This window comes from Granulicella sp. 5B5, assembly GCF_014083945.1.
In the GTDB taxonomy this organism is placed as follows: domain Bacteria; phylum Acidobacteriota; class Terriglobia; order Terriglobales; family Acidobacteriaceae; genus Granulicella.
Window position 1 is genome coordinate 3,708,739 of sequence record NZ_CP046444.1, and the last position, 14,527, is coordinate 3,723,265.

16 protein-coding genes are annotated in these 14,527 nt (G+C 61.0%); 6 read left to right on the forward strand and 10 right to left on the reverse strand.

The annotated features are described in order from the left end of the window. Positions 1-119: 119 nt before the first annotated feature. Positions 120-734, reverse strand: a complete 615-nt coding sequence (gene yihA, locus GOB94_RS15690; protein ID WP_182276783.1) for a ribosome biogenesis GTP-binding protein YihA/YsxC — start codon at positions 732-734, stop codon at positions 120-122. 95 nt (positions 735-829) lie between these two features. Here yihA and GOB94_RS15695 point away from each other — a divergent pair, with 95 nt between their 5' ends. Further along, on the forward strand, positions 830-2,884 hold the full coding sequence (locus GOB94_RS15695; RefSeq protein WP_182276784.1) for an Ig-like domain repeat protein: 2,055 nt from the start codon (positions 830-832) through the stop codon (positions 2,882-2,884). A gap of 85 nt (positions 2,885-2,969) precedes the next feature. Here GOB94_RS15695 and GOB94_RS15700 read toward each other — a convergent pair whose 3' ends face one another. Beyond that, positions 2,970-4,034: an NAD(P)-dependent oxidoreductase gene (locus tag GOB94_RS15700; RefSeq protein ID WP_220464950.1), complete on the reverse strand. Its 1,065-nt coding sequence runs from the start codon at positions 4,032-4,034 to the stop codon at positions 2,970-2,972. Between the two features lie 64 nt (positions 4,035-4,098). On the opposite strand from GOB94_RS15700, the gene GOB94_RS15705 reads away from it, so the two are divergent. The 3 genes from GOB94_RS15705 to GOB94_RS15715 are packed head-to-tail and all read left to right on the forward strand — an operon-like array spanning position 4,099 to position 6,468. Further along, complete coding sequence (locus tag GOB94_RS15705) at positions 4,099-4,536, forward strand: MarR family transcriptional regulator (protein WP_220464951.1); 438 nt, start codon at positions 4,099-4,101, stop codon at positions 4,534-4,536. 37 nt (positions 4,537-4,573) lie between these two features. Beyond that, positions 4,574-5,158 carry an isochorismatase family protein gene (locus tag GOB94_RS15710; RefSeq protein ID WP_182276786.1) on the forward strand — a complete coding sequence of 195 codons (585 nt, stop codon included), beginning with the start codon at positions 4,574-4,576 and terminating at the stop codon, positions 5,156-5,158. 2 nt (positions 5,159-5,160) lie between these two features. Next, a complete protein-coding gene (locus tag GOB94_RS15715; RefSeq protein WP_220464952.1) occupies positions 5,161-6,468 on the forward strand; it encodes an MFS transporter in 1,308 nt (435 codons plus the stop codon). A gap of 111 nt (positions 6,469-6,579) precedes the next feature. Here GOB94_RS15715 and GOB94_RS15720 read toward each other — a convergent pair whose 3' ends face one another. The 8 genes from GOB94_RS15720 to GOB94_RS15755 all read right to left on the reverse strand — a co-directional run bounded on the left by GOB94_RS15720 (position 6,580) and on the right by GOB94_RS15755 (position 12,279). After that, on the reverse strand, positions 6,580-6,858 hold the full coding sequence (locus tag GOB94_RS15720; protein ID WP_182276787.1) for an ankyrin repeat domain-containing protein: 279 nt from the start codon (positions 6,856-6,858) through the stop codon (positions 6,580-6,582). Then, the gene (locus GOB94_RS15725) at positions 6,858-7,457 is read right to left on the reverse strand and encodes a D-sedoheptulose 7-phosphate isomerase (RefSeq protein ID WP_182276788.1); all 600 of its coding nucleotides are present in this window, start codon (positions 7,455-7,457) and stop codon (positions 6,858-6,860) included. The genes GOB94_RS15720 and GOB94_RS15725 overlap by 1 nt, the downstream gene beginning before the upstream one ends. Next, positions 7,454-8,449 carry a glycosyltransferase family 2 protein gene (locus tag GOB94_RS15730; protein ID WP_182276789.1) on the reverse strand — a complete coding sequence of 332 codons (996 nt, stop codon included), beginning with the start codon at positions 8,447-8,449 and terminating at the stop codon, positions 7,454-7,456. The genes GOB94_RS15725 and GOB94_RS15730 overlap by 4 nt, the downstream gene beginning before the upstream one ends. Positions 8,450-8,476: 27 nt before the next feature. Then, positions 8,477-9,112 carry a GtrA family protein gene (locus GOB94_RS15735; RefSeq protein WP_182276790.1) on the reverse strand — a complete coding sequence of 212 codons (636 nt, stop codon included), beginning with the start codon at positions 9,110-9,112 and terminating at the stop codon, positions 8,477-8,479. Further along, entirely contained in the window at positions 9,109-10,344 is a 1,236-nt protein-coding gene (locus GOB94_RS15740) for an FkbM family methyltransferase (RefSeq protein WP_182276791.1), read from the reverse strand. The genes GOB94_RS15735 and GOB94_RS15740 overlap by 4 nt, the downstream gene beginning before the upstream one ends. Before the next feature lie 23 nt (positions 10,345-10,367). Further along, positions 10,368-10,901 carry an HAD hydrolase family protein gene (locus tag GOB94_RS15745; protein WP_255484058.1) on the reverse strand — a complete coding sequence of 178 codons (534 nt, stop codon included), beginning with the start codon at positions 10,899-10,901 and terminating at the stop codon, positions 10,368-10,370. A 14-nt stretch (positions 10,902-10,915) separates the two neighbouring features. Continuing rightward, positions 10,916-11,791: an N-acetylneuraminate synthase family protein gene (locus tag GOB94_RS15750; protein WP_182276792.1), complete on the reverse strand. Its 876-nt coding sequence runs from the start codon at positions 11,789-11,791 to the stop codon at positions 10,916-10,918. 119 nt (positions 11,792-11,910) lie between these two features. Further along, complete coding sequence (locus tag GOB94_RS15755) at positions 11,911-12,279, reverse strand: cupin domain-containing protein (RefSeq protein WP_182276793.1); 369 nt, start codon at positions 12,277-12,279, stop codon at positions 11,911-11,913. A 369-nt stretch (positions 12,280-12,648) separates the two neighbouring features. On the opposite strand from GOB94_RS15755, the gene GOB94_RS15760 reads away from it, so the two are divergent. Then, complete coding sequence (locus tag GOB94_RS15760) at positions 12,649-14,082, forward strand: ammonium transporter (RefSeq protein WP_182276794.1); 1,434 nt, start codon at positions 12,649-12,651, stop codon at positions 14,080-14,082. Positions 14,083-14,120: 38 nt separating this feature from the next. Then, the gene (locus tag GOB94_RS15765) at positions 14,121-14,459 is read left to right on the forward strand and encodes a P-II family nitrogen regulator (RefSeq protein WP_182276795.1); all 339 of its coding nucleotides are present in this window, start codon (positions 14,121-14,123) and stop codon (positions 14,457-14,459) included. The last annotated feature ends 68 nt before the right edge of the window (positions 14,460-14,527 follow it).

Genomic DNA, 14,527 nt, shown 5'->3' on the forward strand with positions numbered 1-14,527 from the left:
GGCCTCAGGCCTGGCTCTTCCGAGTAGTTCCTTGAAGAGTAACCAGCGGTATGGTTACGAGCCTAACTCCAATGGGCTGCGGATCTTACCCCCAAAAACCGGGGGAGGGTGGCACAGTCTCACTCCGGCAATACACCCAGGATCTCCGCCCACAGCGGCTTCACCCCATCCTGCGTCTTGGACGACACCGGCAGCACCCGTTCCACGCCGTGCGCCTTCCGCAGCGCAGCCAGCGACTTGGTCAGTTGGTTGCCGCCCAGACGGTCGGCCTTCGTCCCCACCACGATGTGGGGCCGCTGCATCTGCCGCAGTGCTGTAATCAGCTGCGTGTCGCTCTCCTGCGGTGGAATGTTGGTATCCACTAGGCAAACGCACAACGCCAGCTGCTCCCGCTCTTGCAGGTATGGCTCGATGAACGTAGGCCACTCCGCCGAGATCGACTTCGAGATCTTCGCGTACCCATACCCCGGCAGATCGGCAAAGATCATCGAAGGCTTTTGCGAGTGCTTCTGGCTCGTCCCATCATGCAGCGCAAAGAAGTTGATCGCCCGCGTCCGCCCCGGCGTCGAAGACACCTTCGCCTCCTTCGACCCCAGCAGCGTATTGATCAGCGACGACTTGCCGACATTCGACCGTCCGAGAAACGCAACCTCCGGCGCATCGAACGTCCGCGCCGCAGTAGGGAAGTGCTCCGGCGCCATCGCCGACAGCAGAAACTTGGGTACAAATCGCATCACTCTTGAGCTTACAGCTTCCACCAGCGCCTCGCGCTATGATGGAACACGAATCCGCACAGTGCAGCCAGCAGCACCCGCAGAGGAGGATTCCTGTGTCCGCGCGCCAACTCGCCATCGCCATCACGCTCCTCATCGCGGCTCGCCTCTACGCACAAGTCACACCCAGCTCCATCCTGCTGCCCACCGGCATGGCCTACGACACCGCCGGCAACCTCTACTTCACCGACGCCAACCGCCACCAGGTCTTCGAGTCCACCCTCGGAGGCCAGCTCCTCCTCATCGCCGGCACCGGCACACAAGGCTACGCTGGCGACAACGGCCCAGCAACATCAGCCCAGCTCAACAGTCCGCAGGCGCTCACCATCGCCACCAACGGCACGCTCTACATCGCGGACACCGGCAACAACGTCGTCCGTGCCATCACGAACGGCACCATCACCACCCTCGCTGGAACCGGCAAACCCGGCTACTCCGGCGACAGCGGCCCCGCAACATCGGCCCAGCTCGATGCACCAAACGCACTTACCCTCGACTCCACCGGCGCACTGCTAGTCTGCGACTCCGCCAATAACCGCATTCGCCGTATCGACATAACCGGTACCATCACTACCATCGCTGGCACCGGCATCCAGGGCTTCTCGGGCGACAACGGCCCCGCCACCGCCGCTCAGTTCGACACGCCCTCTGGCATCGCCACCGCCAACGGCGTGATCTACATCGCCGACACGCACAACCACCGCATCCGCATCATCGACTCCAGCGGCACCATCACCACCCTCGCCGGAACCGGCAAACCCGGCTACTTCGGCGACAACGGCCTCGCCACCTCAGCTCAGCTCAACTCGCCACGCGGCCTCGCGCTTACCGCCACCGGCGCGCTCCTCATCGCCGACGCCAACAACCAGCGCATCCGCTCCATCTCCGCCACCGGCACCATCACAACCCTCGCCGGAGGCCCAACGCAAGGCACGACAACAGATGGCACAACCGCTCTCTCTGCCAATCTCAACACACCTCGAGCCGTTGCTATCTCCCCTTTCGGCTACTCCATCCTGGCCGACGCACCGAACCACACACTCCGCATCCTCGTCACCAACGGCGATCTCTACCTTCCTGCAGCCTTCGCACCAACCCGCACCACCGCGGTCACGTTCATCGCCGCTGGTACCGCAACCGTCACCGGCATCTCCACACCGCAAGGTGCCGTACAACTCACCATCGACGGCACCCCCGGCCCAACCGCGACTCTGGCTTCCGGAGCCGCAACCTTCTCGCTCCCCGCTGGAGCTCACACCATCACCGCCACCTACACCGGCGACGGCCTCAACCCCGCTGCCACCAGCTCAGCCATCACGCTCTCCGCTGGCAAAGCCGCCGCCACCGTCATCATGCAGCCACCATCTCCCAACGACTACGCAGGCATGCCTCTGCTGCTTAACGCCAATGTCACAGCCCCCACCGGCGGCACACCAACCGGCACGGTTACGTTTCTCGAAGGCCCTACCACCATTGCTACTGCCCAACTCACCGCAGGCATTGCCAGCGGAGTCTATCTTGCTCCCACCGCGGGCAGCCACACCATCGTCGCCTCCTACCTCGGCGACGCGAACTTCGCGCCAGGTAGCGCCCCCCCAATCACAGCGATCGTCAAGCCGATACCCGACTTCACGATCGCCACAACCGGCACCACCAACCAAACCGCTGCAGCAGGCGCCATCGCCACCTACAACCTGAACATCACCCCCCAAAATGGCGCCTTTACCGGGGCCGTGTCCCTCGCTGTCAGCGGTCTTCCCTTCGGCGCTACAGCCAGCTTCGCTCCGCCGCAAGTTGTTCCAGGGGCCTCCGTCGCAGCCACAACACTCAGTGTGCAGACCCTTGCGCAACCTATCGCGCATCTTGCCACGCACACCACCGCGCCCTATGCACTACTGTTCCTGCCGCTGATCTTCCTTAGGCGCAAATCGCGACGTTTGCTCCTCCCGCTACTTCCACTCGTGCTGTTTATCTCCGGTTGCGGAGACCGAGTCAACCAGCCGCCAACTCCAGCCGCAGGAATCTACACGCTCACTGTCAGCGCCACTGGAACGAATCTCGCGGGTATTCTCGTCGTCCACACCACTACAGTCACTCTGACGATTGAATGACCATGCCTCATCGACCGCAATTTGCCCAGCAAAACTCCTGCATGGACGCCCCGCGCCATTCTCTCGACCACTAGCGGCTCTTACCTCACATCGCTGCGTACCACTGAGCCGTCTTCCGCAGCGCCTCGACTAGGGACACCGTCACCTGCAGTCCAAGCTCCACGCGGGCTCGCTCCACCGAAGGCACATAGTTGTTCATCGCCGCGCCCATTGCCGGTACACCTTGAATCTCTACACCGATCCCCGGCGCCAGAGTCTCGGCCGTTATCTGCGCCGCCTCGCGGATCGAATACGCCTCCTCTGATCCCACGTTATACGCCCGTCCGTCTTCACCGCGGACCAGCAGCGTCCATAGCCACGCCGCCAGGTCACTCATATACATCCACGACCGCCGTGGTGTTCCATCGCCCTTCACGACAATCGTCTCGTTGCGCATAGCCGCACTCAAAAAGTTTCCAATAGCGAAGTGCGCATCGAGCGGCAGTCTTGGTCCAACAAACGCAAATGGACGAGCGATCACGCACTCCAAGGAATCAAACGCTGATCGTTCCAGGCAAAGCATCTCCGCCGCCTTCTTCGTCGCCTCGTACGATCCCTCCGGGAGCCGCACCTCCCGTTGCTCCAAATAGTTCTCCGGCGTCTTCAGCATCTGCGTCGAGCGCCCATACACCGCTCCCGTCGAGACATACAGAATGCGCTTCACACCCGAGGCATGAGCGAAATCAAGGACCCGTTGCATGCCACGCAGTATGTCGTCATACAATTCGACATCCATCCGTCCGCTCTGCTGCCCTCCAGAGTCCGTCGCAGCGTGAACAATGTGGCTGAACGACCCATCAGGAAATTGAAAGTTCCGCACGTCCCCTTCAAGCAACGTGATCGCAGCATCATCTGCAACCCATGCAGACTCGCTCCGAAACCTCGCAGCGTCACGGGTAAGTACGGTTACCCGCACACTCAACCGCATCTCGCGGTTCGCTCGTAGCAACGATTCCAACAGCCAGTGTCCGAAGAAGCCTGTTCCACCAGTCAAAAGCACGCGCGCGTCCTTCAACGCTTCAAAGGCCGCCGCTGCTTGAACTATGACGTTGGCGAGATCTTCATCCGGAAGTGGCTTGTACGGCATCCCTTCAGTATGCGTCTCCTTCACGTCTCTGCCAACCGATAAACAGCTAAACTTGCAAGTTGTACTGTTAATCTAATACACTGTCACAGTGACGCGGAAATCGATCGAACTCGCTGTTGTCGACTTCAATCACGCCATCGGGATGTTGGTACGCCGGGCTCGTGTCGCTGCTTCGTCAGACGAGATCTCGTGGTCTGAGGTCGCCGTACTCAACCGAATTGCAAAGCATGGTCCCTCCACGACGGCTGATCTCGCGCGAGCGCAGGGCATGCGTCCTCAATCTATGCGCACCATCGTTGCCGCGCTCGAAGAATCAGGATGGATCGAGCGTCGTCCTCACGCCACCGATGGCCGCCAGGTTGAGCTTCATCTCACTCCAAAGGGGTCGGCGATGCACAAGCGTGCGGGTGATGCCAAGCGCACATGGCTGGCCCAGGCCATATCCTCACTCAATGAGCACGATCAGGAAACTCTCTTTTACGCGGGCGAGATCATTAAACGATTAGTGGAAGAAGACCGGTTCTGACGAGGTTGCTCCTCCCTGAAACTCTGAAAGGACGAATATGCCCCTTACGCAGCTCGATCCCATCGCCGCCCTTCTCGTCATCGACCTGCAGAAAGGCATCGTCTCGATGCCTCTTGCACACGACACCACCGATATCGTGGAACGCTCTGCTCGGCTCGCCCGTGCCTTCCGCCTGCACCATCTGCCCGTCGTGTTGGTCAACGTAACAGGCCGCGCACCCGGCCGTACGGACATACCGAGTCCGGTCTCCGCACCTCCGCCCGGCTGGGATGAGCTCGACCCACGGCTGGACCAGCAACCAGGCGACATCTTTATCAGCAAACAACGTGTCGGCGCCTTTCTAGGCACTACGCTCCACGAACAGCTGCGCCAGCGCGGTGTCACGCAGATCTTCCTCACCGGCATTGCCACAGCCTCTGGCGTGGAATCGACCGCGCGCAGCGCCTTCGACCTTGGCTACAACGTGGTCTTCGTCACCGATGCGATGACCGACCGCGACCCAGAGACCCATCAGTACTACGTGGAGAAGGTCTTCCCACGGCGTGGTGAGACAACTACGACGCAGAACGTTCTCGACCAGCTTGCAGCAAGGCCGCCTGAGTCGCCAAACGAAAAGGAGTAGTAGTGCAGAGTACATCCGAACCAGGTGTCGAACAGGGGGCATCCATACGCCAGCCAAGGTTCGCACACGCATGGCGAGCCTTGCGTCATCGTAACTTCCAGCTCTTCGTCTCGGGCCAGAGCATCTCGTTGATAGGCACCTGGATGACGCGCCTTGCAACGAGCTGGCTCGTCTACCGGCTCACGCACTCCGCGTTGCTGCTGGGCGTCGTAGGTTTTGCCGGCCAGATTCCGACCTTCCTGCTTGCTCCCTTTGCCGGCGTGCTCATTGAGCGCATGGACCGCCGCAAACTCCTCGTCTGGACACAGGCATTGGCAGCGGTCCAGTCGCTCGCGATGGCCGCGCTCACCCTTGCGCATCGCATCACTATTCACGAGATCGTCGTCCTCAGCATCCTGCAGGGCGTCATCAACGCCTTCGACATGCCGGGACGCCAGTCCTTCCTCGTGCAGATGGTCGAAAGCCGCGACGACCTCTCAAACGCCATCGCCATCAACTCCTCGATGGTCAATGCCGCACGGCTCATTGGCCCCGCGCTCGCAGGTATCGTGATCGCGGCCGTTGGCGAGGGCTGGTGCTTTGCCATCGACGGCATCAGTTATTTCGCCGTCATCGTCTCACTGCTGATGATGTCTGTTCCGCCGCGTGTCATCCGTCGCGCGACCGTCACCATGGTGGAGCAGCTCAAAGAAGGCTGGTCGTACGTCAGCACTTTCCGTCCGATCCGCACGATTCTGACGCTCTTCGCCTTGCTCTCCCTCATGGGATGGCCTTACGCTGTGCTCTTGCCCATCTTTGCTGCGCAGGTATTGCACGGCGGTCCGCACACTCTCGGCTTCCTTACAGGAGCTTCAGGGATTGGCGCGCTCGTCAGCGCGCTCTCACTCGCAGTCCGCAAATCCGTCCGTGGTCTTACTCGAATGATTCCAATTGCTGCAGTGGTCTTCGGCGTGGGGTTGATTCTCTTCGGCCTCTCGCACTGGCTCTGGCTCTCGATGCTGCTGATGCTCTTCGTCGGCTTCGGCATGATGCAGGGGCTCGCATGCAGCAACACCATCATCCAGACGCTTGTCCCAGAGGACAAACGCAGCCGAGTGATGAGCTACTACACGATGGCGTTCGTCGGCATGGCCCCATTTGGCAGCCTGCTCGCGGGCGGTCTCGCGCACTGGATCGGCGCGCCGAAGACCGTGATGTTTACAGGCGCTGCGTGCGTTCTGGGAGGCATCTGGTTCACGCTGGAGCTTCCCGCTATCCGCAAGATCATCAAGCCAATCTATCAGGAACTCGGAATTCTGCCGGTGAAGTAAGGCCAATACCCCACCCCTCCCCCCGGATACTTTTCGATCCAAAGTCCTCAGCAGATAGCGTTTAGCCTCGGACTTGTGTTTGCTCCAAAACAGGTGCACTCGCTATCGGTGTCAGGCGTTCTTCTCAAGAAGCATCGCAACGAAGAGATCGAAGCCGCGGTCCTTCGCAAGCTGCTCCGCTGTGTGCCCTTTGTTGTTTGCATGGGAGGCGTCCGCGCCATGCTCCATAAGCGCGCGCCCCACAGGCACGCTGCCCTCCACCGCCGCCAGCATCAGCAGTGTCCAGCCATTCTGGTTTGCAAGGTTGGCATCGAGCCCCTGCTCCAGCGCCTCGCGCAGCCCCGCCTCATCCCCACGCTTGATCAGGTTCTGCGCGCCTCGATAAGTCATTATGATTGTGCCTCTCCAAATCCCGGCCCGAAGTAGCACCGCTCCACCACCATGCAGAAGATATGCTCCAGCGCCAGCTGCGACTCCTGAATATTCATTGTTACATCGCAAGGCACAATCACGTTGATCTCCGCCAGTTCGGCCATCCTGCCGCCATTGTTTCCAGTGAACGCGATTGTGCGCACGCCCATCTGTTTCGCCAGCGCCAGCGCCTTCAAACAGTTCTTCGAGTTGCCGCTCGTCGAGATCGCCAGCAGCACATCGCCGGGCAACCCGAGCGCCTCCACCTGCCGCTCAAAGACGTTCTCATAGCTATAGTCATTGCCAATCGCCGTCAAAATGCTCGAGTCCGTCGTCAGCGCGATCGCGCGCAGGGCAGGGCGGTCCACCGTTAGCCGCGAGACGAACTCCGCAACCAGATGCTGCGCATCCGCCGCCGAGCCGCCGTTGCCGCACACCATCAGCTTGCGCCCGGTTTTCATCGCCTCCGCGGTCACGCGCCCGGCCTCCAGCACCGCGGCATGGATCGTCTCATCCGCGAGCACGCGCGTCATCGTCGCCACCGACTGCTCCAGTTGCTTCTTCACCAGGTCCATCATGCGAACGTCCGCTCCCCGAGCGTCACTGCGTCCTGCCGCGGATGCCCGGCGGGCTTGTCAAAGTTCAGCCGCTCCAGTTCTACCGCATAAGGCCGGTGCTGCAGCTGTGTGTAGATCGCCCCGACATACTCACCCATCACTCCGAGAAACACCAGCATGATCGACTGCAGAAAAAACAGCCCAATAATCATCGGCGCCACGCCCACCGTGAACGTGTACCAGAAGATCAGTTTCGCAGCGAGATACCCAAGCGCAACGAGGAACGACAGCACCGCGCCCGCGAACCCTGCAAACGACGCCAGCCGCAGCGGCACCTTCGAGTGGTTAATGATGCCAAGCATCCCAATGTCATACAGCGTGTACCAGTTGTTTTTCGTCACGCCGAACTTGCGCGCTGGCTGATCGTACTCCAGCTTTACGGTCGGCAGCCCGATCTCCGCAATCATGCCGCGAAAATATGGATAAGGATCGTCGAAGCTCTTCACCAGGTCCACAACCTTGCGGTCGTACAGTCCAAATCCCGTAAAGTTCTGGATTGTCTGCACCGAGCTCAGCCGTTCCGCCAGCTTGTAGTACTGCTTGCGTAGCCAGAACATCAGCGAGTTCTCTTCACTCGTGCGCTTCACGCCCAGCACGCAGTACGCGCCCTGCTCCCATGCAGCGATCATGTCCGCGATCATCGGAGGCGGGTCCTGCAGGTCGGCGACAATCCCAATCACCGCGTCGCCTCTTGTCTGGCAAAGGGCATGCATCGGTGACCGGATGTGTCCGAAGTTGCGCGCATTCACGATCACCTTCACGTTCGGATCTTCGGCCGCAATCCTCTTCAGTATCGCGACAGTATTGTCCTGCGAGGCGTTATCGATAAAGATGTGTTCATACTCATATCGCCCGATCTGCGCCATCACAGCGCGCACCTGGTTGTAGAGGTTCAGCACGTTCGCCTCTTCGTTGTAGCAGGGCGTCAGGATCGAGATAGTCTTCGCGCTCACGGTCTTGCTGCTCTCCTTGCCCACAGCCTACGCCACGGTTCTATCCACTGTATCCTCTGCGTCGGTATCGGTGCTCGGCTTTTGCCGAAACGTCACATGCTTGTGCCCGAGGAAGCTGTAGATCATCGCGAAAAAGATCAGAAAGATCCCAGAGATATAACCTGCCGCGGCCTTGCCATGGGCCGCGTGCTGCACCCAGTGCAGCGGCGCGCCGCTTAGGTGCGCCTCTACCACGAGGCTGGCGGCGTGCAGTGGCGCATGGAAGTGATGCAACACAGCCTGCAGCACACCCGTTAGCGCGGAGAGCGTAAATACGCTCGGAATCCAGCCCACGCCGTAGACCGCGAAGGCCTTCATCCACTCATGCAGGTAATGTCCCTTGCTGCGGAAGACGAGGTATTTGTAGCCAGTGAACGAGACGGTGATGTTGATCGGCGTCACAATCGCCGAAGCCATCACCACGGTCAGGTAGAGATACTTCGTCGGCACCACATCTGTCAGCAGTGTCAATGCGGTCGCATAGCTCACATAACTGAACGCCGTGTTGAAGCAGCCAACGCAGAGATATCGCAAAAACTGCCCTGGCGGAAACAGCGCCAGTACCCGCTCGCGCAGACTCGGCCGTTGCGGTGAAACCGATACCGGTGTGGTCATCTCGCTCATGCAGACGCGCTCTTTCGTGGAACCGCTGTAGCGGCCCGTTGCTCTGCACTGCGCAGCCGTTGCGGTGGCACGGCGTAGAGTACCGTCTGCAGCCCATCGCCGTCATACGCGCGCAGAAAGTAACAGTACGCTGGCTGCATCGACCGCAGCAATAGCGGTATACGCCACACATCCGCCTGCGTGTGATACACGCACACCGCCAGCACAGGCATCTCGCACTCGATCGTCCCGCGTGCCCCAAGCAGCGCGCCGTACTCAGCGCCTTCGATGTCCATCTTGATCATCGTCACGCGCTGTCCGGCAAACATCTCATCCAGCGTGCGGCACTCTACGTCTACGCCCTCATCGCTCGTTGTGGAGGTCGCCGCTCCGCTCATCGCGAAGCGCAGTGTGCAACGCTCAGCACCTACCGCGCACGCTATCGGATGGATCTTCGCTGCCACCGAGTGCGGCAGCCCAGCCACATATGCAGCGAGCTTGCCTGCAGAGACCGCATCGGCCTCCACGGCATATACGTCCTCGAATCGCTCGCCGCTCCACTCCAGCATCTGTCGGATCGTATCTCCATCGAACGCGCCGCAGTCCACCAGCACTTCGTCTTCGCGCGGCTCCAGAAGGTCGGCAGGGAAGTACGTCGTCACCGGAGCAGGGTACGGAAACCCTCGCGCATCGCCTAGCGCCCGCCATCGAATGTTGGCGCGATAGACCGCCAGCGACTCAGCGTCCTCCCATAGCGTCTCGGCCTCCAGCACCTGCGGCAGGGCCTCATACAAGCGGTGAGGCGGTTCATTCAGCAGCAGCATCGTCATAAAGTCATTGCCGAACCGCCAGAACAGCGGCGCATAGCTCGACACGGCAACGCAACCCAGTGCATGCAGCTTCGCCTCCGTATCCACATACCAGTGAAAGTCGTTCCAGATCGTCACGAAGAAGACCGCTTTCGCGCCGAACCGCTCTGCAGCCTCCCGCGGAGACACCACAGTAAGCCCTGCCACCAACTCCCCCCACCGCGTAGCATTGCCGTCACAAACCGCCAGCGGCTCTATGCCAATCGTGCGCAGCGACTCCACTGCGCGCCGCCCCAGCGTTCCTGCTCCATAGAGAACACAACGACCACCATGCGCCGCCAGTAGCTCCGCCAATGCATGGTTCTCGCGCGCTCGCACCTCGGCAGGCGATTCGATCAGCACCTCGCGCAGCGGCGTCTCGATCGCGGCCCTGCTTCCATCCATCCCGAGTCCCCCTCTGCTGCCTGTCACTGTGTCGGCGGTTGCATCAGAAACACATCACGCCCGCGCAATCCGCGCGCTGCAATCACGGCATCGGCAAACTGCCGCACCGCTCCGCGGCCTCCCGGCAACTCGGCAACAAATCCGCTCTCGCCACGCCCACGCACATACGCCAGCACCTCGGCGGCAGCGTTGGCCGGGCAGGCGCACATGCCAGTGATCTCCATCGCAAACAGGTCATTCACATCGTCGCCGAAGAAACACGTCTGCTCCAGCGCCACGCCGAGTTGTGCCGCGAACTCCCGCAGCGCAGCCGCCTTATCGCGCGTCCCCTTGGCGACAAACGGAATGTGCATCTTCTTCGCGAACAGGTCCACCTGTGCGGCTGGCTCGCCCGAGATCAGCGCCATCTTCATGCCGAGACGCCGTAGCAAACTCACGCCCATGATGTCCGCGAAGGCGAAGCTCTTGAACTCCTCGCCGCTGGGTGACCACGTCAGCCGCCCGTCGGTCAGCACGCCATCCACATCGAACGCAACAGCCTGCAACGTTCGCAGCATCTCCTCGTTGGCCATTAGACGTGCGCGCCCACGCGCCGCAGCTTCTTCATCACCGGAATCTCTTCCTCGTACACACGCTTGATGCCGTCGCCCATCGACTGCTCGCACAGCCGGATGTCGCGCACCAGCCGCGAGATCCCATTCGGCTCCAGCGACGCCGCCTGGTCCGAGCCCCACATCGCGCGGTCCATCGTAATGTGCCGCTCCACGCAGCACGCACCCAGCACGCTCGCGGCAACCGAGGTTGGGATGCCGGTCTCATGCCCCGAGTAACCCACCGGCAAGCCGTAACGCTCGATCATACTCGGGATCGCGCGCAGGTTCAGCTGCTCATACTTCGCCGGATACGTTGAAGTCGTATGCATCAGCACCAGGTTGTCCTCGCCCAGCACGTTTACCGCGTGGTCGATCTCCTCATACGTGCTCATGCCCGTTGAGGCGATCACCGGCTTGCCCTTGCTGCGGATGTGCCGCAGCAGGTGGTCATCGGTTAGCGATGCCGACGCGATCTTGTACACCGGTGGGTTGAACTGTTCGATGAAGTCCACACTGGCCTCGTCCCACGGCGAGGCAAACCAGTCGATCTTCACCTGCTTGCAGAAACTGTCGATCTCGGCGTAGTCCTCTTCGTGAAATTCGAGCCCATGCTTCAGGTCGCCATTGGTATCGCCGAACGGATTGGGCCGCGGCGTCGCGAGTTCGGCCGCGGTGTACACCACGTCGATCGTGCGCTTCTGGAACTTCACCGCATCGCAACCGGCAGCCACCGCCACGGAGATCAGCCGCTTCGCCAGGTCCACGTTGCCGTTATGGTTGATGCCGATCTCGGCGATGATGTAGCAGGGCTGGCCTGCGCCCAACTCACGGTTTCCAATGCGTACGGTCTTCATGCTGACTCCGATGCCCAGTTTTAGCCTGGGGCTCGACGGCGCAGGAACGCGCCGTTCTTAGCTCTTCGGATTCTTTCAGGGAGTCCGTGGGCTGTCTACCTGACCTGAGCTGCGTTGATCTACCGCAGGTAGCTGTCGTCCCTGGCGATCCAGTCCTGCCGCGGGGGTGCGAACAGGTCGAAATCGACCGTGTCCTCCAGCGCCTCGGCCGAGTGCGGCAGTCCACCGGGGATGACCAGCACCTCACCAGCCCGGATAATGTGCTCCATCGGGGCCGCCTCGTCGCCGAGAAGGAACTTAAGCGCTCCCTCGGTGATATAGCTGATCTGTTCGTTTGGATGGCTATGTCGTGGCACAATGCAGCCCTTCTTCAGCACAATTCGTGCCAGCATCCCCTGCTCGCCGGTTACGAACTGCCGGGTCAGCAGTGGATTCATCGTCTCTACCGGGAGCTTGTCCCAGCTCGTATGTTGCAGTTCAGTCGCCATCGCCTCAGCCTACAACGGCAGCGCCCACGCCGTCTTCAATGGATGGCTGCACTTCGGAAAGAAGAGACCGGAATTTCGTCGGCTTACCTCTCATCGCCTGTGGAGAACTCTGGCTCAGCCTTCCACAGAACCTTGACACTGCCTATATAATGAGACGAATACAGCAATAAAGTATGTAACTTGCAAGTCAATCGTGGAACGACTCTTCGCAACCGGAGCTGCATCAACTTCGACGGCAGGACTGCCAGTTCACAACCCACCTCCCCGACGAGGTGATCCACCCCTAAGTCTATATTGCTGCGGATCTTGCAGGAAAAATGCCGGGGGGACCCCTCCGCCTAAAACAACACTAGAAGGGAACTGTATCGGATGGCGAGATTGAGGCTGATTTCAGGAATTCGGGACCACTCGGCAGGCGCGGGCCGCCTCTTCAAGGCGGGCTTTCTGCTGACTGCGGGTCTCGTCTCGGCAACTCCGCTACTGGCGCAGGTCCCCGATCGCCTCGCCGCCCTGGAGAAGGCAACCGCCGCGAACACCGCTGCCGTCGCCGCCGCGCAGTCCAACGCCGACAATGCCTGGATGCTCACCAGCGCCGCCCTGGTGCTGATGATGAGCGGCCCCGGCCTGGCCCTGTTCTACGGCGGCCTGGTCCGCAAGAAGAACATACTCGGCACCATGATGCAGACCTTCGCCATGATGGCGATCATCACGGTCCTGTGGGCGTTCCTGACCTACTCCCTGGCCTTCGGCCCAGGCAACGCCTTCATCGGCGGCTTCAGCCACCTCTTCCTCCACGGAGTGGGCGTCACCCCCAACACCGCTTACGCCGCGACGATCCCTGAGCAGACGTTCATGATCTACCAGCTCATGTTTGCGATCATCACCCCCGCGCTGGTCACCGGCGCCTTTGCCGAGAGGATGAAGTTCTCGGCGATGGTGGTCTTCCTCACGCTGTGGGCCATCTTCGTATACAGCCCGATGGCGCACATGGTCTGGGGTGTTGGCGGTCTGCTGAACGTCGCCGGCGGCAAGTTCCCCTGTCTGGACTTCGCGGGCGGAACGGTCGTCCACGTCACCTCGGGCGTGTCCGCCCTTGTGACGGCCCTGTACATGGGCAAGCGTCTCGGCTACCCAAAGAAGGCCATGCCGCCGCACTCGGTGGTGCTCAGCTTCGTGGGTGCCTGCCTGCTGTGGGTCGGCTGGTTCGGCTTCAACGCAGGTTCGGCGCTGGGCTCCGGCCCGCTGGCGACCTCGGCCTTTGTCGCAACGCACTTCGGCGCTGCCGCCGCCGCACTTGGCTGGTTGGCTGCGGAGTGGATTCGCAACGGCAAGCCCTCGGCATTGGGTGGAATCTCGGGAGCGGTTGCCGGCTTGGTTGGCATCACCCCGGCGGCCGGCTTCGTCACCCCCATGGGAGCCCTTTGGATCGGCCTTATTGTCGGTGTCTTCTGCTTCTTCATGGTGGTTAAGGTCAAGGCGATCTTCGGCTACGACGACTCGCTGGACGCGTTTGGTGTACATGGCGCAGGCGGGACGCTCGGCGCCATCCTCACTGGCCTCTTCGCTCGCGCCTTCATCAATCCCGGTGTGAATATCGACGGTTTCTTCGCCGGCAACCACAAGCAGCTGCTCAATCAGTTGGTCGGTGTGGCCATCGCATGGACCCTCTCCATTGTTGGCACTCTGATCATTCTGTTTATTGTTGATAAGCTCATAGGGCTGCGCGTAAGCGAGGACGAGGAGCGTGAAGGTCTCGACCTGACCCAGCATGGCGAAGAAGGCTATGACTGGGAGGCAGCTTAGCGATCCAGCAACCAGACATCTAGAAGAGCGAGAGACTTATGCAAAAGATTGAAGCTGTCATTCAACCCTCCAAGCTGGACGCCGTAAAAGATGCTCTTGTCGAGGCGGGCATCTCCGGGATCACTATCTTTGAGGCACGCGGCCACGGTCGTCAGAAGGGCCATACGGAGTTCTACCGCGGGCGTGAGTATGCGGTGGATCTGTTGCCCAAGGTGAAGCTCGAACTGGTAGTCACCGACGAACTGGCGGAGAAGGCTATCCAGGCCATCATTACCGCGGCGCGTACTGGCCGCATCGGCGACGGCAAGATCTTCGTCTCGAAGATCGACGAAGCCATCAGGATTCGCAACGATGAGCGCGGGGAGATCGCGCTGTAAAAAAGGGGAGCGGCGATAGACGACCAGAGCAGCAGCGGCGCTGGACTTCGCGGAGAGTACGAACGCCA